The sequence below is a fragment of the Sphingobacteriales bacterium genome (genome assembly GCA_016700115.1).
Lineage (GTDB): Bacteria > Bacteroidota > Bacteroidia > Chitinophagales > UBA2359 > UBA2359.
In genome coordinates this window covers 3,406,194-3,432,790 of the sequence record CP064999.1, presented here as the reverse complement: position 1 = coordinate 3,432,790, position 26,597 = coordinate 3,406,194, and the positions used below count along the sequence as shown (strand labels likewise).

The window sequence follows — 26,597 nt, the reverse complement described above, 5'->3', positions numbered from 1 at the left end:
GGTACAGCCGTTGGCATCCGTAACGGTTACGTCAAAATCCCCGCTCCCAAGCCGTTGATATCCTCGCTTACAGCACCGGTGTTCCAGATATAGTTATAGGGTAATAATCCGCCCGATACACTCAGGTCTATCGCTCCGGTTAACCCTCCAAAACACAATACATCGGTATGGGTTTCTGTCAAGGTCATTCCAGCAGGTTCTGTCAGGGTAATGCTTAATCCCACGGTACAGCCGTTGGCATCCGTAACGGTTACGTCATAATCTCCTGCTCCCAAGCCGTTGATATCCTCGCTTGCAGCACCGGTATTCCAACTATAAGTATAGGGCGCAGTTCCGCTCGATACACTCAGGTCTATCGCTCCCGTTAACCCTCCAAAACACAATGCATCGGTATGGGTTTCTGTCAACGTCATTCCTGCAGGCTCTGTCAGGGTTATGCTTAATCCCATGGTACAGCCGTTGGCATCCGTAACGGTTACGTCAAAATCCCCCGCTCCCAAGCCGTTGATATCCTCGCTTACAGCACCGGTGTTCCAGATATAGTTATAGGGTAATAATCCGCCCGATACACTCAGGTCTATCGCTCCGGTTAACCCTCCAAAACACAATACATCGGTATGGGTTTCTGTCAAGGTCATTCCAGCAGGTTCTGTCAGGGTAATGCTTAATCCCACGGTACAGCCGTTGGCATCCGTAACGGTTACGTCATAATCTCCTGCTCCCAAGCCGTTGATATCCTCGCTTACAGCACCGGTGTTCCAGATATAGTTATAGGGTAATAATCCGCCCGATACACTCAGGTCTATCGCTCCCGTTAACCCTCCAAAACACAACACATCGGTATGCGTTTCTGTCAAGGTCATTCCTACAGGCTCTGTCAGGGTAATGCTTAATCCCATAGTACAGCCGTTGGCATCCGTTACGGTTACGTCATAATCTCCTGCTCCCAAGCCGTTGATATCCTCGCTTACAGCACCGGTGTTCCAATTATAAGTATAGGGCAGAGTTCCACCAGATACGCTCAAATCTATCGCTCCCGTTAACTCTCCAAAACACAATACATCGGTATGGGTTTCTGTCAAGGTCATTCCTGCAGGCTCTGTCAGGGTTATGCTTAATCCCATGGTACAGCCGTTGGCATCCGTAACGGTGACATCATAATCTCCTGCTCCCAAGCCGTTGATATCCTCGCTTACAGCACCTGTGTTCCAACTATAAGTATAGGGCATAGTTCCACCCAATACACTCAGGTCTATCGCTCCGGTTAACCCTCCAAAGCACAACACATCGGTATGGGTTTCTGTCAAGGTCATTCCTGCAGGCTCTGTCAGGGTTATGCTTAATCCCATGCTACAGCCGTTGGCATCCGTAACAGTTACGTCATAATCTCCTGCTCCCAAGCCGTTGAGATCCTCGCTTACAGCACCGGTGTTCCAGATATAGGTATAGGGTAATAATCCGCCCGATACACTCAGGTCTATCGCTCCCGTTAACCCTCCAAAACACAACACATCGGTATGCGTTTCAGTCAACGTCATTCCAGCAGGTTCTGTCAGGGTAATGCTTAATCCCATAGTACAGCCATTGGCATCCGTAACGGTTACGTCATAATCTCCTGCTCCCAAGCCGTTGATATCCTCACTAACAGCACCGGTGTTCCAGATATAGGTATAGGGTAATAATCCGCCCAATACACTCAGGTCTATCGCTCCCGTTAACCCTCCAAAACACAACACATCGGTATGCGTTTCTGTCAAGGTCATTCCTACAGGCTCTGTCAGGGTAATGCTTAATCCCACGGTACAGCCGTTGGCATCCGTAACGGTTACGTCATAATCTCCTGCTCCCAAGCCGTTGATATCCTCGCTTACAGCACCGGTGTTCCAGATATAGTTATAGGGTAATAATCCGCCCGATACACTCAGGTCTATCGCTCCCGTTAACCCTCCAAAACACAACACCTCGGTATGCGTTTCTGTCAAGGTCATTCCTACAGGCTCTGTCAGGGTAATGCTTAATCCCATGCTACAGCCGTTGGCATCCGTAACGGTGACATCATAATCTCCTGCTCCCAAGCCGTTGATATCCTCGCTTACAGCACCTGTGTTCCAACTATAAGTATAGGGCATAGTTCCACCCAATACACTCAGGTCTATCGCTCCGGTTAACCCTTCAAAGCACAACACATCGGTATGCGTTTCTGTCAAGGTCATTCCTACAGGCTCTGTCAGGGTAATGCTTAATCCCATAGTACAGCCGTTGGCATCCGTAACGGTTACGTCATAATCTCCTGCTCCCAAGCCGTTGATATCCTCGCTTACAGCACCGGTGTTCCAGATATAGTTATAGGGTAATAATCCGCCCGATACACTCAGGTCTATCGCTCCCGTTAACCCTCCAAAACACAACACATCGGTATGCGTTTCTGTCAAGGTCATTCCTACAGGCTCTGTCAGGGTAATGCTTAATCCCACGGTACAGCCGTTGGCATCCGTAACGGTTACGTCATAATCTCCTGCTCCCAAGCCGTTGATATCCTCGCTTACAGCACCGGTGTTCCAGATATAGTTATAGGGTAATAATCCGCCCGATACACTCAGGTCTATCGCTCCCGTTAACCCTCCAAAACACAACACCTCGGTATGCGTTTCTGTCAAGGTCATTCCTACAGGCTCTGTCAGGGTAATGCTTAATCCCATAGTACAGCCGTTGGCATCCGTAACGGTTACGTCATAATCTCCTGCTCCCAAGCCGTTGATATCCTCGCTTACAGCACCTGTGTTCCAACTATAAGTATAGGGCATAGTTCCACCCAATACACTCAGGTCTATCGCTCCGGTTAACCCTCCAAAACACAACACATCGATATGCGTTTCAGTCAAAGTCAATCCAGCAGGCTCTGTCAGGGTAATGCTTAATCCCATGGTACAACCATTGGCATCCGTAACGGTTACGACATAATCTCCTGCTCCCAAGCCGTTGATATCCTCGCTTACAGCACCGGTATTCCAACTATAAGTATAGGGCACAGTTCCTCCCGATACGCTAAGGTCAATCGCTCCGGTTAACCCTCCAAAACACAACACATCGGTATGCGTTTCAGTCAAAGTCAATCCAGCAGGCTCTGTCAGGGTAATGCTTAATCCCATGGTACATCCATTGGCATCCGTAACGGTTACGTCATAATCTCCTGCTCCCAAGTCGTTGATATCCTCACTAACAGCACCGGTGTTCCAGATATAGGTATAGGGTAATAATCCACCCGATACACTCAGGTCTATCGCTCCCGTTAACCCTCCAAAACACAATACATCGGTATGCGTTTCTGTCAAGGTCATTCCAGCAGGTTCTGTCAGGGTAATGCTTAATCCCATGGTACAGCCGTTGGCATCCGTAACGGTGACATCATAATCTCCTGCTCCCAAGCCGTTGATATCCTCGCTTACAGCACCTGTGTTCCAACTATAAGTATAGGGCATAGTTCCACCCAATACACTCAGGTCTATCGCTCGGTTAACCCTCCAAAGCACAACACATCGGTATGGGTTTCTGTCAAGGTCATTCCTGCAGGCTCTGTCAGGGTTATGCTTAATCCCATGCTACAGCCGTTGGCATCCGTAACAGTTACGTCATAATCTCCTGCTCCCAAGCCGTTGAGATCCTCGCTTACAGCACCGGTGTTCCAGATATAGGTATAGGGTAATAATCCGCCCGATACACTCAGGTCTATCGCTCCGGTTAACCCTCCAAAGCACAACACATCGGTATGCGTTTCAGTCAACATCATTCCAGCAGGTTCTGTCAGGGTTATGCTTAATCCCATGGTACAGCCGTTGGCATCCGTAACGGTTACGTTATAATCTCCTGCTCCCAAGCCGTTGATATCCTCGCTTACAGCACCGGTATTCCAACTATAAGTATAGGGCATAGTTCCACCCGTTACACTCAGGTCTATCGCGCCCGTTGCTGCTCCAAAACATCCCACTTCCGTATGGGTCTCGCTTAAGGTTAAGGCGGATGGCTCGGTGATGGTGATGCTTAAACTTGCTGTACAACTGTTGCCGTCGGTTACGGTAACCTCGTAAGTGCCTGCTAACAACCCGGTCAGGTCTTCACTTGTTGAACCGTTGCTCCAGCTATAGCTATAGGGCAGGGTTCCGCCCGTTACACTCAGGTCTATCGCTCCCGTGGCTCCTCCAAAACATCCCACTTCCGTTTGGGTCTCGCTTAAGATTAAGGCGGATGGCTCGGTGATGTTAATACTTAAGGTCGCCGTACAACTGTTGCCGTCGGTTACGGTAACCTCGTAAGTCCCTGAACCCAATCCGGTCAGGTCTTCTCCCGTCGAACCATTGCTCCAACTATAGGTATAGGGCAGAGTTCCTCCCGTTACACTCAGGTCTATCGCTCCTGTTGCATCTCCAAAACATCCCACTTCCATATGCGTCTCACTTAAGATTAACGCGGATGGCTCAACGATGGTGATACTTAAGGTCGCCGTACAACTTTTGCCATCTGTTACGGTAACCTCGTAAGTCCCTGCTAACAACCCAGTTAGGTCTTCTCCTGTCGAACCATTGCTCCAGCTATAGCTATAAGGCAGGGTTCCACCCATTACACTCAGGTCTATCGCTCCCGTTGCTCCTCCAAAACATCCCACTTCCGTATGGGTCTCGCTTAAGGTTAAGGCGGATGGCTCAACGATGGTGATGCTTAAACTTGCTGTACAACTGTTGCCGTCGGTTACGGTAACCTCGTAAGTGCCTGCTAACAACCCGGTCAGGTCTTCACTTGTTGAACCGTTGCTCCAGCTATAGCTATAGGGCAGGGTTCCGCCCGTTACACTCAGGTCTATCGCTCCCGTGGCTCCTCCAAAACATCCCACTTCCGTATGGGTCTCGCTTAAGATTAAGGCGGATGGCTCGGTGATGTTAATACTTAAGGTCGCCGTACAACTGTTGCCGTCGGTTACGGTAACCTCGTAAGTCCCTGCTAACAACCCGGTCAGGTCTTCTCCCGTCGAACCGTTGCTCCAGCTATAGCTATAAGGCAGGGTTCCACCCGTTACACTCAAGTCTATCGCTCCCGTGGCTCCTCCAAAACATCCCACTTCCGTTTGGGTCTCGCTTAAGATTAACGCGGATGGCTCGGTAATGGTGATGCTTAAACTTGCTGTACAACTGTTGCCGTCGGTTACGGTAACCTCGTAAGTGCCTGCTACCAATCCGGTCAGGTCTTCTCCCGTCGAACCATTGCTCCAGCTATAGCTATAGGGCAGGGTTCCGCCCGTTACACTCAGGTCTATCGCTCCCGTTGCTCCTCCAAAACATCCCACTTCTGTATGGGTCTCACTTAAGGTTAACGCGGATGGCTCAACGATGGTGATGCTTAACGTCGCCGTACAATTGTTCCCGTCTGTTACTGTCACCGTGTAAGTTCCTGTCGTCAAACTTCCCAAATCTTCAACTGTCGAACCATTGCTCCAGCTATAGCTATAAGGCAGGGTTCCACCCGTTACACCCAAGTCTATTGCTCCCGTGGCTGCTCCAAAACATCCCACTTCCGTATGGGTCTCGCTTAAGGTTAAGGCGGATGGCTCAACGATGGTGATGCTTATAATCGCTATACAACTGTTGCCGTCGGTTACCGTAACATCGTAAGTGCCTGAAACCAACCCGGTCAGGTCTTCTCCCGTCGAACCATTACTCCAACTATAAGTGTAGGGCAGGGTTCCACCCGTTGTACTCAGGTCTATCGCGCCCGTTGCTCCTCCAAAACATCCCACTTCCGTATGGGTCTCGCTTAAGGTTAAGGCGGATGGCTCAGTGATGACGATGCTTAAGGTCGCCGTACAACTGTTGCCGTCGGTTACAGTGATCTCGTAAGTCCCTGCTAACAACCCGGTTAGGTCTTCCCCTGTCGAACCATTGCTCCAGCTATAGCTATAAGGCAGGGTTCCGCCCGTTACACTCAGGTCTATCGCTCCCGTGGCTCCTCCAAAACATCCCACTTCTGTATGGGTCTCGCTTAAGATTAACGCGGATGGCTCGGTGATGGTAATGCTTAAGGTAGCCATACAACTGTTGCCGTCGGTTACGGTCACCTCGTAAGTCCCCGCTAACAACCCGGTCAGGTCTTCTCCCGTCGAACCATTGCTCCAGCTATAAGTATAGGGCAGGGTTCCGCCCGTTACACTCAGGTCTATCGCGCCCGTTGCTGCTCCAAAACATCCCACTTCCGTATGGGTCTCGCTTAAGATTAACGCGGATGGCTCGGTGATGGTAATGCTTAAGGTCGCCATACAACTGTTGCCGTCGGTTACCGTAACATCGTAAGTGCCTGAAACCAACCCGGTCAGGTCTTCTCCTGTCGAACCATTGCTCCAGTTATAGCTATAGGGCAGAGTTCCTCCCGTTACACTCAGGTCTATCGCTCCCGTGGCTGCTCCAAAACATCCCACTTCCGTTTGGGTCTCGCTTAAGATTAACGCGGATGGCTCGGTGATGGTGATGCTTAAACTTGCTGTACAACTGTTGCCGTCGGTTACGGTGATCTCGTAAGTGCCTGCTACCAATCCGGTCAGGTCTTCTCCCGTCGACCCGTTGCTCCAACTATAGCTATAGGGCAGGGTTCCGCCCGTTACACTCAGGTCTATCGCTCCCGTGGCTCCTCCAAAACATCCCACTTCCGTATGCGTCTCGCTTAAGATTAACGCGGATGGCTCGGTGATGGTAATGCTTAAGGTCGCCGTACAACTGTTGCCGTCGGTTACGGTCACCTCGTAAGTCCCTGCTAACAACCCGGTCAGGTCTTCTCCCGTCGAACCGTTACTCCAGTTATAGCTATAAGGCAGGGTTCCGCCCGATATACCCAAGTCTATTGCTCCCGTAGCTGCTCCAAAACATCCCACTTCTGTATGCGTCTCACTTAAGGTTAACGCGGATGGCTCAACGATAGTGATGCTTAACGTCGCCGTACAATTGTTCCCGTCTGTTACTGTCACCTGGTAACTGCCTGTACCCAACCCGGTCAGGTCTTCTCCTGTCGAACCATTGCTCCAGCTATAGCTATAGGGCAGGGTTCCACCCGTTGCACTCAGGTCTATCGCGCCCGTCGCTGCTCCAAAACATCCCACTTCCGTATGGGTCTCGCTTAAGATTAACGCGGATGGCTCGGTGATGTTAATACTTAAGGTCGCCGTACAACTGTTCCCGTCTGTTACGGTAACCTCGTAAGTCCCTGCTAACAACCCGGTCAGGTCTTCTCCCGTCGAACCATTGCTCCAACTATAGCTATAGGGCAGGGTTCCACCCGATACACTCAGGTCTATCGCTCCCGTGGCTCCTCCAAAACATCCCACTTCCGTATGGGTCTCGCTTAAGATTAAGGCGGATGGCTCGGTGATGTTAATACTTAAGGTCGCCGTACAACTGTTGCCGTCGGTTACGGTAACCTCGTAAGTCCCTGAACCCAATCCGGTCAGGTCTTCTCCCGTCGAACCATTGCTCCAGCTATAGCTATAAGGCAGGGTTCCTCCAATTACACTCAGGTCTATCGCTCCTGTTGCTGCTCCAAAACATCCCACTTCCGTATGCGTCTCGCTTAAGGTTAAGGCGGATGGCTCGGTGATGGTGATACTTAAAATCGCCGTACAACTGTTGCCATCTGTTACGGTAACCTCGTAAGTCCCTGCTAACAACCCGGTCAGGTCTTGTCCCGCCGAACCATTGCTCCAACTATAAGTATAGGGCAGGGTTCCGCCCGTTACATTCAGGTCTATCGCTCCCGTCGTTCCTCCAAAACATCCCACTTCCGTATGGGTCTCGCTTAAGGTTAACGCGGATGGCTCAACGATGGTGATGCTTAAGGTCGCCGTACAACTGTTGCCGTCGGTTACGGTGATCTCGTAAGTCCCTGCAACCAATCCGGTCAGGTCTTCACTTGTCGAACCGTTACTCCAGCTATAGCTATAGGGCAGGGGTCCGCCCGTTACACTCAAATCTATCGCTCCCGTCGCTGCTCCAAAACATCCCACTTCCGTATGGGTCTCGCTTAAGATTAACGCGGATGGCTCGGTGATGGTAATGCTTAAGGTCGCCGTACAACTGTTGCCGTCGGTTACCGTAACATCGTAAGTGCCTGAAACCAACCCGGTCAGGTCTTCTCCTGTCGAACCATTGCTCCAGCTATAGCTATAAGGCAGGGTTCCGCCCGTTACACTCAGGTCTATCGCTCCCGTGGCTACTCCAAAACATCCCACTTCTGTATGGGTCTCACTTAAGATTAACGCGGATGGCTCGGTGATGGTAATGCTTAAGGTCGCCGTACAACTGTTGCCGTCGGTTACGGTAACCTCGTAAGTCCCTGCTAACAAACCAGTCAGGTCTTCTCCTGTCGAACCATTGCTCCAGCTATAGCTATAAGGCAGGGTTCCACCCGTTACACTCAGGTCTATCGCTCCTGTTGCTGCTCCAAAACATCCCACTTCCGTATGGGTCTCGCTTAAGATTAACGCGGATGGCTCGGTGATGGTAATGCTTAAGGTCGCCGTACAACTGTTGCCGTCGGTTACGGTCACCTCGTAAGTCCCTGCTACCAATCCAATCAGGTCTTCACTTGTCGAACCGTTACTCCAGCTATAGCTATAGGGCAGGGTTCCGCCCGTTACACTCAGGTCTATCGCTCCCGTGGCTCCTCCAAAACATCCCACTTCCGTATGGGTCTCGCTTAAGATTAACGCGGATGGCTCGGTGATTGTGATACTTAAAATCGCCGTACAACTGTTGCCATCTGTTACGGTAACCTCGTAAGTCCCTGCTAACAACCCGGTCAGGTCTTGTCCCGCCGAACCATTGCTCCAGCTATAGCTATAAGGCAGGGTTCCGCCCGTTACATTCAGGTCTATCGCTCCCGTCGTTCCTCCAAAACATCCCACTTCCGTATGGGTCTCGCTTAAGGTTAACGCGGATGGCTCAGTGATGGTAATGCTTGAGGTCGCCGTACAACTGTTGCCGTCTGTTACTGTCACTGTGTAGGTTCCTATCGTCAAATTTCCCAAATCTTCACCCGTCGAACCATTGCTCCAGCTATAGCTATAGGGCAGGGTTCCTCCCGTTACACTCAGGACTATCGCTCCCGTGGCTGCTCCAAAACATCCCACTTCCGTATGGGTCTCGCTTAAGATTAACGCGGATGGCTCGGTGATGGTAATGCTTAAGGTCGCCATACAACTGTTGCCGTCTGTTACGGTCACTGTGTAAGTTCCTATCGTCAAACTTCCCAAATCTTCTCCCGTCGACCCGTTGCTCCAGCTATAGCTATAGGGCAGGGTTCCGCCCGTTACACTCAGGTCTATCGCTCCCGTGGCTGCTCCAAAACATCCCACTTCCGTATGCGTCTCACTTAAGGTTAACGCGGATGGCTCAACGATGGTGATGTTTAAGGTCGCCGTACAACTGTTACTGTCGGTTACGGTGATCTCGTAAGTACCTGCAACCAATCCGGTCAGGTCTTCTCCTGTCGAACCGTTGCTCCAACTATAGCTATAAGGCAGGGTTCCACCCGTTACACTCAGGTCTATCGCTCCCGTCGCTGCTCCAAAACATCCCACTTCCGTATGGGTCTCGCTTAAGGTTAAGGCGGATGGCTCAACGATGGTGATACTTATGGTCGCCGTACAACTGTTGATGTCGGTTACGGTAATCTCGTAAGTCCCTGCTACCAATCCGGTCAGGTCTTCTCCCGTCGAACCGTTGCTCCAGCTATAAGTGTAGGGCAGGGTTCCTCCCGTTACACTCAAATCTATCGCTCCCGTGGCTCCTCCAAAACATCCCACTTCCGTATGCGTCTCACTTAAGGTTAAGGCGGATGGCTCAACGATGACGATGCTTAAGGTCTCCGTACAACTGTTGCCGTCGGTTACGGTGATATTGTAAGTCCCTGCTACCAATCCGGTCAGGTCTTCTCCTGTCGAACCGTTGCTCCAACTATAGCTATAAGGCAGGGTTCCACCCGTTACACTCAGGTCTATCGCTCCCGTCGCTGCTCCAAAACACCCCACTTCCGTATGGGCCTCGCTTAAGGTTAACGCGGATGGCTCAACGATGGTGATACTTAAGGTCGCTATACAATTGTTCCCGTCGGTTACTGTCACCGTGTAAGTTCCTGTCGTCAAACTTCCCAAATCTTCAACTGTCGAACCATTGCTCCAGTTATAGTTATAGGGCAGAGTTCCTCCGGTTACACTCAGGACTATCGCTCCCGTGGCTGCTCCAAAACATCCCACTTCCGTATGGGTCTCGCTTAAGATTAACGCGGATGGCTCGGTGATTGTGATACTTAAAATCGCCGTACAACTGTTGCCGTCTGTTACCGTAACATCGTAAGTCCCTGCTAACAACCCGGTCAGGTCTTGTCCCGCCGAACCATTGCTCCAGCTATAAGTATAGGGCAGGGTTCCGCCCGTTACATTCAGGTCTATCGCTCCCGTCGTTCCTCCAAAACATCCCACTTCAGTATGGGTCTCGCTTAAGATTAACGCGGATGGCTCGGTGATGGTAATGCTTAAGGTCGCCATACAACTGTTGCCGTCTGTTACGGTCACTGTGTAAGTTCCTATCGTCAAACTTCCCAAATCTTCTCCCGTCGACCCGTTGCTCCAGCTATAGCTATAGGGCAGGGTTCCGCCCGTTACACTCAGGTCTATCGCTCCCGTGGCTGCTCCAAAACATCCCACTTCCGTATGCGTCTCACTTAAGGTTAACGCGGATGGCTCAACGATGGTGATGTTTAAGGTCGCCGTACAACTGTTACTGTCGGTTACGGTAACCTCGTAAGTCCCTGCTAACAACCCGGTCAGGTCTTCTCCCGTCGAACCGTTACTCCAGTTATAGCTATAAGGCAGGGTTCCGCCCGTTACACCCAAGTCTATTGCTCCCGTAGCTGCTCCAAAACATCCCACTTCTGTATGCGTCTCACTTAAGGTTAACGCGGATGGCTCAACGATGGTGATGCTTAACGTCGCCGTACAATTGTTCCCGTCTGTTACTGTCACCGTGTAAGTTCCTGTCGTCAAACTTCCCAAATCTTCAACTGTCGAACCATTGCTCCAGCTATAGCTATAAGGCAGGGTTCCACCCGTTACACCCAGGTCTATTGCGCCCGTCGCTGCTCCAAAACATCCCACTTCCGTATGGGTCTCGCTTAAGGTTAAGGCGGATGGCTCAACGATGGTGATGCTTAAGGTCGCCATACAACTGTTGCCGTCGGTTACCGTAACATCGTAAGTGCCTGAAACCAACCCGGTCAGGTCTTCTCCCGTCGAACCATTACTCCAGCTATAAGTGTAGGGCAGGGTTCCACCCGTTGCACTCAGGTCTATCGCTCCCGTGGCTCCTCCAAAACATCCCACTTCTGTATGGGTCTCGCTTAAGATTAAGGCGGATGGCTCAACGATGGTGATACTTATGGTCGCCGTACAACTGTTGATGTCGGTTACGGTCACCTCGTAACTGCCTGCTACCAATCCGGTCAGGTCTTCTCCCGTCGAACCGTTGCTCCAGCTATAGCTATAAGGCAGGGTTCCACCCGTTACACTCAGGTCTATCGCTCCCGTTGCTGCTCCAAAACATCCCACTTCTGTATGGGTCTCGCTTAAGATTAACGCGGATGGCTCAACAATGGTGATGCTTAAGGTCGCCGTACAACTGTTGCCGTCGGTTACGGTGATCTCGTAAGTCCCTGCTAACAACCCGGTCAGGTCTTCTCCCGTCGAACCGTTACTCCAGTTATAGCTATAAGGCAGGGTTCCGCCCGTTACACCCAGGTCTATCGCTCCCGTGGCTCCTCCAAAACATCCCACTTCCGTATGGGTCTCGCTTAAGATTAACGCGGATTGCTCGGTAATGGTGATGCTTAAACTTGCTGTACAACTGTTGATGTCGGTTACGGTAATCTCGTAAGTCCCTGCTACCAATCCGGTCAGGTCTTCTCCCGTCGAACCGTTGCTCCAGCTATAAGTGTAGGGCAGGGTTCCACCCGTTACACTCAAATCTATCGCTCCCGTTGCTCCTCCAAAACATCCCACTTCCGTTTGGGTCTCGCTTAAGATTAAGGCGGATGGCTCGGTAATGGTGATGCTTAAACTTGCTGTACAACTGTTCCCGTCGGTTACTGTAATCTCGTAAGTGCCTGCTAACAACCCAGTCAGGTCTTCTCCCATCGACCCGTTGCTCCAACTATAGCTATAGGGCAGGGTTCCGCCCGTTACACTCAGGTCTATCGCGCCCGTGGCTGCTCCAAAACATCCCACTTCCGTATGCGTCTCACTTAAGGTTAACGCGGATGGCTCGGTGATGGTGATGCTTAAGGTCGCTATACAACTGTTATCGTCGGTTACCGTAACCTCGTAAGTCCCTGCTAACAATCCGGTCAGGTCTTCACCCGTCGAACCATTGCTCCAGCTATAGCTATAGGGCAGGGTTCCGCCCGTTACACTCAGGTCTATCGCTCCCATGGCTGCTCCAAAACATCCCACTTCCGTATGCGTCTCGCTTAAGGTTAACGCGGATGGCTCAACGATGGTGATGCTTATAATCGCTATACAACTGTTATCGTCGGTTACCGTAACCTCGTAAGTCCCTGCTAACAATCCGGTCAGGTCTTGTCCCGCCGAACCATTGCTCCAGCTATAGCTATAGGGCAGGGTTCCGCCCGTTACACTCAGGTCTATCGCTCCCATGGCTGCTCCAAAACATCCCACTTCCGTATGCGTCTCGCTTAAGGTTAACGCGGATGGCTCAACGATGGTGATGCTTATAATCGCTATACAACTGTTGCCGTCTGTTACGGTGACCTCGTAAATCCCTGAACCCAACCCGGTCAGGTCTTCTCCTGTCGAACCGTTGCTCCAGTTATAGCTATAGGGCAGGGTTCCGCCCGTTACACTCAGGTCTATCGCTCCCATGGCTGCTCCAAAACATCCCACTTCCGTATGGGTCTCGCTTAAGATTAACGCGGATGGCTCGGTGATGGTGATACTTAAGGTCGCTGTACAACTGTTGCCGTCTGTTACCGTAACATCGTAAGTCCCTGCTAACAACCCGGTCAGGTCTTCTCCAGTCGAACCATTGCTCCAGCTATAGCTATAAGGCAGGGTTCCACCCGATACACTCAGGTCTATCGCTCCCGTTGCATCTCCAAAACATCCCACTTCCGTATGGGTCTCACTTAAGGTTAATGCGGATGGCTCGGTGATGGTGATGCTTAAACTTGCTGTACAACTGTTGCCGTCTGTTACGGTAACCTCGTAACTGCCTGCTACCAATCCGGTCAGGTCTTCTCCCGTCGAACCGTTGCTCCAGCTATAGCTATAGGGCACAGTTCCTCCCGTTACACTCAGGTCTATCGCTCCCGTGGCTCCTCCAAAACATCCCACTTCCGTATGCGTCTCGCTTAAGGTTAACGCGGATGGCTCAACGATGGTGATACTTAAGGTCACTGTACAACTGTTCCCGTCGATTACGGTAATTTCGTAAGTCCCTGCTAACAACCCCGTCAGGTCTTCTCCCGTCGAACCATTGCTCCAGCTATAGCTATAAGGCAGGGTTCCGCCCGTTACACTCAGATCTATCGCTCCCGTTGCTGCTCCAAAACATCCCACTTCCGTATGGGTCTCATTTAAGATTAACGCGGATGGCTCAACGATGGTGATACTTAAAATCGCCGTACAACTGTTGCCGTCTGTTACCGTAACATCGTAAGTCCCTGAACCCAATCCGGTCAGGTCTTCACTTGTCGAACCGTTGCTCCAGCTATAGCTATAGGGCAGGGTTCCGCCAGTTACACTCAGGTCTATCGCGCCCGTTGCTCCTCCAAAACATCCCACTTCAGTATGGGTCTCACTTAAGATTAACGCGGATGGCTCAACGATGGTGATACTTAAAATCGCCGTACAACTGTTGCCGTCTGTTACTGTTATATCGTAAGTCCCTGAACCCAATCCGGTCAGGTCTTCTCCCGTCGAACCGTTGCTCCAGCTATAGCTATAGGGCAGGGTTCCGCCCGTTACACTCAGGTCTATCGCTCCTGTTACTCCTCCAAAACATCCCACTTCCGTATGCGTCTCACTTAAGGTTAAGGCGGATGGCTCAACGATGACGATGCTTAAGGTCGCTATACAATTGTTCCCGTCGGTTACCGTAACCTCGTAAGTGCCTGCTAACAACCCAGTCAGGTCTTCACCAGTCGAACTGTTACTCCAGCTATAGCTATAGGGCAGGGTTCCGCCCGTCACACCCATGTCTATCGCTCCCGTCGCTCCTCCAAAACACCCTACTTCCGTATGCGTCTCGCTTAAGGTTAAGGCGGATGGCTCAGTGATGGTGATGCTTAAGGTCACCGTACAACTGTTGCCGTCTGTTACGGTGATATCGTAAGTCCCTGTTAACAACCCGGTCAGGTCTTCACTTGTTGAACCGTTGCTCCAGCTAAAGCTATAAGGCAGGGTTCCGCCCGTTACACTCAGGTCTATCGCTCCCGTTGCTCCTCCAAAACATCCCACTTCCGTATGGGTCTCGCTTAAGATTAACGCGGATGGTTCAGTGATTGTGATACTTAAAATCGCCGTACAACTGTTGCCGTCTGTTACCGTAACATCGTAAGTGCCTGCTAACAACCCAGTCAGGTCTTCACCAGTCGAACCGTTACTCCAGCTATAGCTATAGGGCAGGGTTCCGCCCGTCACACCCAGGTCTATCGCTCCCGTCGCTCCTCCAAAACACCCTACTTCCGTATGGGTCTCGCTTAAGGTTAAGGCGGATGGCTCAGTGATGGTGATGCTTAAGGTCACCGTACAACTGTTGCCGTCTGTTACGGTGATATCGTAAGTCCCTGAACCCAATCCGGTCAGGTCTTCTCCTGTCGAACCGTTGCTCCAGTTATAGCTATAGGGCAGGGTTCCGCCCGTTACACTCAGGTCTATCGCGCCCGTGGCTGCTCCAAAACATCCCACTTCCGTATGCGTCTCGCTTAAGGTTAACGCGGATGGCTCGGTGATGGTAATGCTTAAGGTCGCCGTACAACTGTTCCCGTCTGCTACGGTGATATTGTAAGTCCCTGCTACCAATCCGGTCAGGTCTTCACTTGTTGAACCGTTGCTCCAACTATAGCTATAAGGCAGGGTTCCGCCCGCAACACTCAGGTCTATTGCTCCCGTGGCTCCTCCAAAACATCCCACTTCCGTATGCGTCTCGCTTAAGATTAACGCGGATGGCTCGGTGATGGTAATGCTTAAGGTCGCCGTACAACTGTTCCCGTCTGTTACGGTGATATTGTAAGTCCCTGCTACCAATCCGGTCAGGTCTTCACTTGTTGAACCGTTGCTCCAACTATAGCTATAAGGCAGGGTTCCGCCCGCAACACTCAGGTCTATTGCTCCCGTGGCTCCTCCAAAACATCCCACTTCCGTATGCGTCTCGCTTAAGGTTAACGCGGATGGCTCGGTGATGGTGATGCTTAAGGTCGCCGTACAACTGTTGCCGTCTGTTACGGTGATATCGTAAGTCCCTGAACCCAATCCGGTCAGGTCTTCTCCTGTCGAACCGTTGCTCCAGTTATAGCTATAGGGCAGGGTTCCGCCCGTTACACTCAGGTCTATCGCGCCCGTGGCTCCGCCAAAACATCCCACTTCCGTATGGGTCTCGCTTAAGATTAACGCGGATGGCTCGGTGATGGTGATGCTTAACGTCGCCGTACAACTGTTGCCGTCGGTTACTGTCACATCGTAAGTGCCTGCTAACAACCCGGTCAGGTCTTCTCCCGTTGAACCGTTGCTCCAGCTATAGCTATAAGGCAGGGTTCCGCCCGTTACACTCAGGTCTATCGCTCCCGTGGCTCCTCCAAAACATCCCACTTCCGTATGCGTCTCGCTTAAGGTTAAGGCGGGTGGCTCAACGATGGTGATGCTTAACGTCGCCGTACAACTGTTGCCGTCTGTTACGGTCACCGTGTAAGTTCCTATCATCAAACTTCCCAAATCTTCAACTGTCGAACCGTTGCTCCAGCTATAGCTATAGGGCAGGGTTCCGCCAGTTACACTCAGGTCTATCGCTCCCGTGGCTCCTCCAAAACATCCCACTTCCGTATGGGTCTCGCTTAAGGTTAACGCGGACGGCTCGGTGATGGTGATGCTTAAGGTCGCCGTACAACTGTTGCCGTCGGTTACGGTAACCTCGTAACTGCCTGTACCCAAACCGGTCAGGTCTTCTCCCGTCGAACCGTTGCTCCAGTTATAGCTATAGGGCAGAGTTCCTCCCGTTACACTCAGGTCTATCGCGCCCGTCGCTCCTCCAAAACATCCCACTTCCGTATGGGTCTCGCTTAAGAATAACGCGGACGGCTCGGTGATGGTGATGCTTAAGGTCGCCGTACAACTGTTGCCGTCGGTTACCGTAACCTCGTAAGTCCCTGCTAACAACCCGGTCAGGTCTTCACTTGTCGAACCGTTGCTCCAGCTATAGCTATAGGGCACAGTTCCACCCGATACACTCAGGTCTATCGCGCCTGTGGCCCCTCCAAAACATCCCACTTCCGTATGCGTCTCACTTAAGATTAACGCGGATGGCTCGGTGATGGTGATGCTTAAGGTCTCCGTACAACTGTTCCCGTCGGTTACCGTAACCTCGTAAGTCCCTGCTAACAACCCAGCCAGGTCTTCTCCCGTCGAACCATTGCTCCAGCTATAGCTATAGGGCACAGTTCCACCCGATACACTCAGGTCTATCGCTCCCATGGCTCCTCCAAAACATCCCACTTCCGTATGCGTCTCGCTCAAGATTAAGGCGGATGGCTCAGTGATAGTGATACTTAAAATCGCCGTACAACTGTTGCCGTCGGTTACCGTAACCTCGTAAGTGCCTGCTAACAAATCGGTCAGGTCTTCACCAGTCGAACCATTGCTCCAGCTATAGCTATAGGGCAGGGTTCCACCCGTTACACTCAGGTCTATCGCTCCCGTTGCTGCTCCAAAACATCCCACTTCTGTATGGGTCTCGCTTAAGGTTAAGGCGGATGGCTCAACGATGGTGATGCTTAAGGTCGCCGTACAACTGTTGCCGTCTGTTACTGTCACCGTATAAGTTCCTATCGTCAAACTTCCCAAATCTTCAACTGTCGAACCATTGCTCCAGCTATAGCTATAGGGCAGGGTTCCATCCGTTACACTCAGGTCTATCGCTCCCGTTGCTGCTCCAAAACATCCCACTTCCGTATGCGTCTCACTTAAGATTAAGGCGGATGGCTCAACGATGGTGATACTTAAGGTCGCCGTACAACTGTTGCCGTCTGTTACTGTCACCGTGTAAGTTCCTATCGTCAAACTTCCCAAATCTTCAACTGTCGAACCATTGCTCCAGCTATAGCTATAGGGCAGGGTTCCGCCCGTTACACTCAGGTCTATCGCGCCCGTTGCTGCTCCAAAACATCCCACTTCCGTATGCGTCTCGCTTAAGATTAACGCGGATGGCTCAACGATGGTGATGCTTAAGGTCGCCGTACAACTGTTGCCGTCTGTTACGGTCACATCGTATGTGCCTGAACCCAACCCGGTCAGGTCTTCTCCCGTCGAACCATTGCTCCAGTTATAAGTATAGGGCAGGGTTCCGCCCGTTACACTCAAGTCTATCACTCCCGTTGCATCTCCAAAACATCCCACTTCCGTATGGGTCTCGCTTAAGATTAACGCGGATGGCTCGGTGATGGTGATGCTTAAGGTCGCCATACAACTGTTCCCGTCTGTTACGGTCACCGTGTAAGTTCCTGTCGTCAAACTTCCCAAATCTTCAACTGTCGAACCGTTGCTCCAGCTATAGCTATAAGGCAAGGTTCCTCCCAATACACTCAGATCTATCGCGCCCGTGGCTCCTCCAAAACATCCCACTTCCATATGGGTCTCACTTAAGGTTAAAGCGGATGGCTCAGTGATGGTAATGCTTAAGGTCGCCGTACAACTGTTCCCGTCTGTTACGGTAATCTCGTAAGTCCCTGCTAACAACCCTGTCAGGTCTTCACTTGTTGAACCGTTGCTCCAACTATAGCTAAAAGGCACAGTTCCTCCCGTTACACTCAGGTCTATCGCGCCCGTTGCTCCTCCAAAACATCCCACTTCCGTATGCGTCTCGCTTAAGGTTAAGGCGGATGGCTCAGTGATGGTGATGCTTAAGGTCATCGTACAACTGTTCCCGTCTGTTACAGTAACCTCGTAAGTCCCTGCTAACAACCCGGTTAGGTCTTCTCCCGTCGAACCGTTGCTCCAACTATAGCTATAGGGCAGAGTTCCACCCGTTACACTCAGGTCTATCGCTCCCGTGGCTCCTCCAAAACATCCCACTTCCGTATGCGTCTCACTTAAGGTTAACACGGATGGCTCAGTGATGGTGATGCTTAAGGTCGCCGTACAACTGTTGCCGTCGGTTACTGTGATATCGTAAGTCCCTGCTAACAATCCGGTCAGGTCTTCACCCGTCGAACCATTGCTCCAGCTATAGCTATAGGGCAGGGTTCCGCCAGTTACACTCAGGTCTATCGCGCCCGTCGCTCCTCCAAAACATCCCACTTCCGTATGCGTCTCGCTTAAGGTTAAGGCGGATGGCTCAGTGATGGTGATGCTTAAGGTCATCGTACAACTGTTCCCGTCTGTTACAGTAACCTCGTAAGTCCCTGCTAACAACCCGGTTAGGTCTTCTCCCGTCGAACCGTTGCTCCAACTATAGCTATAGGGCAGAGTTCCACCCGTTACACTCAGGTCTATCGCTCGTGGCTCCTCCAAAACATCCCACTTCCGTATGCGTCTCACTTAAGGTTAACACGGATGGCTCAGTGATGGTGATGCTTAAGGTCGCCGTACAACTGTTGCCGTCGGTTACTGTGATATCGTAAGTCCCTGCTAACAATCCGGTCAGGTCTTCACCCGTCGAACCATTGCTCCAGCTATAGCTATAGGGCAGGGTTCCGCCAGTTACACTCAGGTCTATCGCGCCCGTCGCTCCTCCAAAACATTCTACTTCAGTATAAGTCTCAATTAAGATTAACGCGGATGGCTCAACGATGGTAATGCTTAAGGTCACTATACAACTGTTGCCGTCTGTTAAGGTGACCTCGTAAATCCCTGAACCCAATCCGGTCAGGTCTTCTCCTGTCGAACCGTTGCTCCAGTTATAGCTATAGGGCAGGGTTCCGCCCGTTACACTCAGGTCTATCGCTCCCGTGGCTCCACCAAAACATCCCACTTCCGTATGGGTCTCGCTTAAGATTAACGCGGATGGCTCGGTGATGGTGATACTTAAGGTCGCTGTACAACTGTTACCGTCTGTTACCGTAATCTCGTAAGTCCCTGCTAACAACCCTGTCAGGTCTTCACTTGTTGAACCGTTGCTCCAACTATAGCTAAAAGGCACAGTTCCTCCCGTTACACTCAGGTCTATCGCTCCCGTTGCTCCTCCAAAACATCCCACTTCCGTATGCGTCTCGCTTAAGGTTAAGGCGGATGGCTCAACGATGGTGATGCTTAAGGTCGTCGTACAACTGTTGTCGTCTGTTACTGTCACCGAGTAAGTTCCTATCGTCAAACTTCCCAAATCTTCACTTGTCGAACCATTGCTCCAGCTATAGCTATAAAGCAGGGTTCCGCCCGTTACACTCAGGTCTATCGCTCCCGTTGCTGCTCCAAAACATCCCACTTCCGTATGCGTCTCGCTTAAGATTAACGCGGATGGCTCAGTGATGGTAATGCTTAAGGTCACCGTACAACTATTGCCATCGGTTACTGTCACTGTGTAAGTTCCTGTCGTCAAACTTCCCAAATCTTCACCCGTCGAACCATTGCTCCAGTTATAGCTATAGGGCAGGGTTCCGCCCGCAACACTCAGGTCTATCGCTCCCGTTGCTGCTCCAAAACATCCCACTTCCGTATGCGTCTCACTTAAGATTAAGGCGGATGGCTCAACGATGGTGATACTTAAGGTCGCCGTACAACTGTTGCCGTCTGTTACTGTCACCGTGTAAGTTCCTATCGTCAAACTTCCCAAATCTTCAACTGTCGAACCATTGCTCCAGCTATAGCTATAGGGCAGGGTTCCATCCGTTACACTCAGGTCTATCGCTCCCGTTGCTGCTCCAAAACATCCCACTTCCGTATGCGTCTCACTTAAGATTAAGGCGGATGGCTCAACGATGGTGATACTTAAGGTCGCCGTACAACTGTTGCCGTCTGTTACTGTCACCGTGTAAGTTCCTATCGTCAAACTTCCCAAATCTTCAACTGTCGAACCATTGCTCCAGCTATAGCTATAGGGCAGGGTTCCATCCGTTACACTCAGGTCTATCGCTCCCGTTGCTCCTCCAAAACATCCCACTTCCGTATGCGTCTCGCTTAAGGTTAACGCGGATGGCTCAGTGATGGTAATGCTTAAGGTCGCCGTACAACTGTTGCCGTCTGTTACGGTGATATTGTAAGTCCCTGCTACCATTCCGGTCAGGTCTTCTCCCGTCGAACCATTGCTCCAGCTATAGCTATATGGCAGGGTTCCTCCCGTTACACTCTGGTCTATTGCTCCCGTGGCTCCTCCAAAACATCCCACTTCCGTATGCGTCTCACTTAAGATTAACGCGGATGGCTCGGTGATAGTGATGCTTAAGTTCGCCGTACAACTGTTGCCGTCGGTTACAGTCACTGTGAAAGTTCCTATCGTCAAACTTCCCAAATCTTCTCCTGTCGAACCATTGCTCCAGCTATAGCTATAGGGCAGGGTTCCACCCGCAACACTCAGGTCTATCGCTCCCGTGGCTCCTCCAAAACATCCCACTTCCGTATGGGTCTCACTTAAGATTAAGGCGGATGGCTCAATGATGGTGATGCTAAAGGTCGCCGTACAGCTGTTGCCGTCGGTTACAGTAACCTGGTAACTGCCTGTACCCAACCCGGTCAGGTCTTCTCCTGTCGAACCATTGCTCCAGCTATAGCTATAGGGCAGGGTTCCACCCGATACGCTCAGGTCTATCGCGCCCGTTGCATCTCCAAAACATCCCACTTCCGTATGGGTCTCGCTTAAGATTAACGCGGATGGCTCGGTGATGGTGATGCTTAAGGTCGCCATACAACTGTTCCCGTCTGTTACGGTCACCGTGTAAGTTCCTGTCGTCAAACTTCCCAAATCTTCAACTGTCGAACCGTTGCTCCAGCTATAGCTATAAGGCAAGGTTCCTCCCAATACACTCAGGTCTATCGCTCCCGTGGCTCCGCCAAAACATCCCACTTCCGTATGGGTCTCGCTTAAGATTAACGCGGATGGCTCGGTGATGGTGATGCTTAAGGTCGCCGTACAACTGTTGCCGTCTGTTACGGTAATCTCGTAAGTCCCTGCTAACAATCCGGTCAGGTCTTCTCCAGTCGAACCATTGCTCCAGCTATAGCTATAAGGCAGGGTTCCACCCAATACACTCAGGTCTATCGCTCCCGTTGCATCTCCAAAACATCCCACTTCCGTATGGGTCTCACTTAAGGTTAATGCGGATGGCTCGGTGATGGTGATGCTTAAACTTGCTGTACAACTGTTGCCGTCTGTTACGGTAATCTCGTAAGTCCCTGCTACCAATCCGGTCAGGTCTTCTCCCGTCGAACCATTGCTCCAGCTATAGCTATAGGGCAGGGTTCCGCCCGTTACACTCAAGTCTATCGCTCCCGTCGCTGCTCCAAAACATCCCACTTCCGTATGGGTCTCGCTTAAGATTAACGCGGATGGCTCAGTGATGGTAATGCTTAAGGTCGCCGTACAACTGTTGCCGTCGGTTACAGTCACCGTGTAAGTTCCTGTCGTCAAACTTCCCAAATCTTCAACTGTCGAACCGTTGCTCCAGCTATAGCTATAAGACAGGGTTCCGCCCGTTACACTCAGGTCTATCGCTCCCGTAGCTGCTCCAAAACATCCCACTTCCGTATGGGTCTCGCTTAAGGTTAAGGCGGATGGCTCGGTGATGGTAATGCTTAAGGTAGCCATACAACTGTTGCCGTCGGTTACCGTAACATCATAAGTCCCTGCTAACAACCCAGTCAGGTCTTCTCCAGTCGAACCGTTGCTCCAGCTATAAGTGTAGGGCAGGGTTCCACCCGTTACACTCAAATCTATCGCTCCCGTGGCTCCTCCAAAACATCCCACTTCCGTATGGGTCTCGCTTAAGATTAAGGCGGATGGCTCAACGATGGTGATGCTTAAGGTCGCCATACAACTGTTCCCGTCGGTTACTGTAATCTCGTAAGTGCCTGCTAACAACCCAGTCAGGTCTTCTCCCATCGACCCGTTGCTCCAACTATAGCTATAGGGCAGGGTTCCGCCCGTCAAACTCAGGTCTATCGCTCCCGTGGCTGCTCCAAAACATCCCACTTCCGTATGGGTCTCGCTTAAGATTAACGTGGATGGCTCAACGATGGTGATGCTTAAGGTCGCCGTACAACTGTTGCCATCGGTTACTGTCACCTCGTAAGTGCCTGCTACCAATCCGGTCAGGTCTTCTCCCGTCGACCCGTTGCTCCAGTTATGAGTATAGGGCAGGGTTCCGCCCGCAACACTCAGGTCTATCGCTCCCGTAGCTGCTCCAAAACACCCTACTTCCGTATGGGTCTCGCTTAAGATTAACGCGGATGGCTCAACGATGGGAATGCTTAAGGTCGCCGTACAACTGTTGCCATCTGTTACGGTAACCTCGTAAGTGCCTGCTAACAACCCGGTCAGGTCTTCACTTGTTGAACCGTTGCTCCAGTTATAGCTATAGGGCAGAGTTCCTCCCGTTACACTCAGGTCTATCGCTCCCGTTGCTGCTCCAAAACATCCCACTTGCGTAAGGGTCTCACTTAAGGTTAACGCGGATGGCTCAACGATGGTAATGCTTAAGGTCGCCGTACAACTGTTGCCGTCGGTTACGGTCACCGTGTAAGTTCCTATCGTCAAACTTCCCAAATCTTCAACTGTCGAACCATTGCTCCAGCTATAGCTATAAGGCAGGATTCCGCCCGTTACACTCAGGTCTATCGCTCCCGTGGCTCCTCCAAAACATCCCACTTCAGTATGGGTCTCGCTTAAGATTAACGCGGATGGCTCGGTGATGGTGATGCTTAAGGTCGCCGTACAACTGTTGCCATCGGTTACTGTCACTGTGTAAGTTCCTGTCGTCAAACTTCCCAAATCTTCAACTGTCGAACCGTTGCTCCAGCTATAGCTATAAGGCAGGGTTCCTCCCGTTACACTCAGGTCTATCGCTCCCGTAGCTGCTCCAAAACATCCCACTTCCGTATGCGTCTCGCTTAAGATTAACGCGGATGGCTCAGTGATGGTGATGCTTAAACTTGCTGTACAACTGTTGCCGTCGGTTACTGTCACATCGTAAGTGCCTGCTAACAACCCAGTCAGGTCTTCTCCCGTCGAACCGTTGCTCCAGCTATAACTATAGGGCAGGGTTCCGCCCGTTACACCCAAGTCTATTGCTCCCGTAGCTGCTCCAAAACATCCCACTTCTGTATGCGTCTCACTTAAGGTTAACGCGGATGGCTCAACGATGGTGATGCTTAAGGTCGTCGTACAACTGTTGCCGTCTGTTACGGTAACCTCGTAACTGCCTGCTACCAATCCGGTCAGGTCTTCTCCCGTCGAACCATTGCTCCAGCTATAGCTATAGGGCAGGGTTCCGCCCGTTACACTCAGGTCTATCGCGCCCGTCGCTCCTCCAAAACATCCCACTTCCGTATGGGTCTCACTTAAGGTTAACGCGGACGGCTCGGTGATAGTAATGCTTAAGGTCGCCGTACAACTGTTGCCGTCTGTTACGGTGATATCGTAAGTCCCTGAACCCAATCCGGTCAGGTCTTCTCCCGTCGAACCATTACTCCAACTATAAGTGTAGGGCAGGGTTCCACCCGTTGCACTCAGGTCTATCGCTCCCGTGGCTCCTCCAAAACATCCCACTTCTGTATGGGTCTCGCTTAAGATTAAGGCGGATGGCTCGGTGATGTTAATACTTAAGGTCGCCGTACAACTGTTGCCGTCGGTTACGGTAACCTCGTAAGTGCCTGCTACCAATCCGGTCAGGTCTTCTCCCGTCGACCCGTTGCTCCAACTATAGCTATAGGGCAGGGTTCCACCCGTTACACTCAGGTCTATCGCGCCCGTTGCTCCTCCAAAACATCCCACTTCAGTATGGGTCTCACTTAAGGTTAACGCGGATGGCTCAGTGATGGTGATGCTTAAACTTGCTGTACAACTGTTGCCGTCGGTTACTGTCACATCGTAAGTGCCTGCTAACAACCCAGTCAGGTCTTCACCCGTCGAACCGTTGCTCCAGTTATAGCTATAAGGCAGGGTTCCGCCCGTTACACCCAAGTCTATTGCTCCCGTAGCTGCTCCAAAACATCCCACATCTGTATGCGTCTCACTTAAGGTTAACGCGGATGGCTCAACGATGGTGATGCTTAACGTCGCCGTACAATTGTTCCCGTCTGTTACTGTCACCGTGTAAGTTCCTGTCGTCAAACTTCCCAAATCTTCAACTGTCGAACCATTGCTCCAGCTATAGCTATAAGGCAGGGTTCCACCCGTTACACCCAAGTCTATTGCTCCCGTAGCTGCACCAAAACATCCCACTTCTGTATGCGTCTCACTTAAGGTTAACGCGGATGGCTCAACGATGGTGATGCTTAACGTCGCCGTACAATTGTTCCCGTCTGTTACTGTCACCGTGTAAGTTCCTGTCGTCAAACTTCCCAAATCTTCAACTGTCGAACCATTGCTCCAGCTATAGCTATAAGGCAGGATTCCGCCCGTTACACTCAGGTCTATTGCTCCCGTGGCTGCTCCAAAACATCCCACTTCCGTATGGGTCTCGCTTAAGATTAACGCGGATGGCTCGGTGATGGTGATGCTTAAGGTCGCCGTACAACTGTTGCCATCGGTTACTGTCACTGTGTAAGTTCCTGTCGTCAAACTTCCCAAATCTTCAACTGTCGAACCGTTGCTCCAGCTATAGCTATAAGGCAGGGTTCCTCCCGTTACACTCAGGTCTATCGCTCCCGTAGCTGCTCCAAAACATCCCACTTCCGTATGCGTCTCGCTTAAGATTAACGCGGATGGCTCAGTGATGGTGATACTTAAACTTGCTGTACAACTGTTGCCGTCGGTTACTGTCACATCGTAAGTGCCTGCTAACAACCCAGTCAGGTCTTCTCCCGTCGAACCGTTGCTCCAACTATAGCTGTAGGGCAGAGTTCCTCCCGTTACACTCAGGTCTATCGCTCCCGTTGCTGCTCCAAAACATCCCACTTCCGTATGCGTCTCACTTAAGGTTAAGGCGGATGGCTCAACGATGACGATGCTTAAGGTCTCCGTACAACTGTTCCCGTCTGTTACGGTGATATTGTAAGTCCCTGCTAACAACCCGGTCAGGTCTTCTCCCGTCGAACCATTGCTCCAGCTATAAGTGTAGGGCAGGGTTCCGCCCGTTACACTCAGGTCTATCGCTCCCGTGGCTCCTCCAAAACATCCCACTTCCGTATGGGTCTCGCTTAAGGTTAAGGCGGATGGCTCGGTGATGGTGATGCTTAAGGTCGCCGTACAACTGTTACTGTCGGTTACCGTAACCTCGTAAGTCCCTGAAACCAACCCGGTCAGGTCTTCTCCCGACGAACCGTTGCTCCAGCTATAGCTATAAGGCAGGGTTCCACCCGTTACACTCAGGTCTATCGCTCCCGTTGCTGCTCCAAAACATCCCACTTCTGTATGGGTCTCGCTTAAGATTAACGCGGATGGCTCAACAATGGTGATGCTTAAGGTCGCCGTACAACTGTTGCCGTCGGTTACTGTCACTGTGTAAGTTCCTATTGTCAAACTTCCCAAATCTTCACCAGTCGAACCGTTGCTCCAGCTATAGCTATAAGGCAGGGTTCCACCCGATACGCTCAGGTCTATCGCACCCGTTGCATCTCCAAAACATCCCACTTCCGTATGGGTCTCGCTTAAGATTAACGCGGATGGCTCGGTGATGGTAATACTTAAGGTCGCCGTACAACTGTTCCCGTCGGTTACTGTCACCGTGTAAGTTCCTGTCGTCAAACTTCCCAAATCTTCAACTGTCGAACCATTGCTCCAGTTATAGTTATAGGGCAGGGTTCCTCCCGTTACACTCAGGTCTATCGCGCCCGTTGCTCCTCCAAAACATCCTACTTCCGTATGGTTCTCGCTTAAGATTAACGCGGATGGCTCGGTGATGGTAATGCTTAAGGTCGCTGTACAACTATTGCCGTCTGTTACTGTCACATCATAAGTCCCTGCTACCAATCCGGTCAGGTCTTCATCCGTCGAACCATTGCTCCAGCTATAGCTATATGGCAGGGTTCCGCCCGATACGCTCAGGTCTATCACTCCCGTTGCATCTCCAAAACATCCTACTTCCGTATGCGTCTCGCTTAAGATTAACGCGGATGGCTCGGTGATGGTGATGCTTAAGGTCGCTATACAACTGTTATCGTCGGTTACCGTAACCTCGTAAGTCCCTGCTAACAA

General features: G+C 51.3%; 3 protein-coding genes. All 3 read right to left on the bottom strand.

All coding sequences use genetic code 11. The features are described from left to right. Positions 1-26: 26 nt before the first annotated feature. From IPM47_12290 to IPM47_12280, 3 genes are read right to left on the bottom strand one after another with little or no spacing between them, the layout of a single operon-like run. Positions 27-3,530: a SprB repeat-containing protein gene (locus IPM47_12290; GenBank protein ID QQS27662.1), complete on the bottom strand. Its 3,504-nt coding sequence runs from the start codon at positions 3,528-3,530 to the stop codon at positions 27-29. After that, positions 3,503-18,850, bottom strand: a complete 15,348-nt coding sequence (locus tag IPM47_12285; GenBank protein QQS27661.1) for a SprB repeat-containing protein — start codon at positions 18,848-18,850, stop codon at positions 3,503-3,505. The genes IPM47_12290 and IPM47_12285 overlap by 28 nt, the downstream gene beginning before the upstream one ends. Beyond that, complete coding sequence (locus IPM47_12280) at positions 18,768-26,597, bottom strand: SprB repeat-containing protein (GenBank protein QQS27660.1); 7,830 nt, start codon at positions 26,595-26,597, stop codon at positions 18,768-18,770. Before IPM47_12280 ends, IPM47_12285 begins: the two co-directional genes overlap by 83 nt.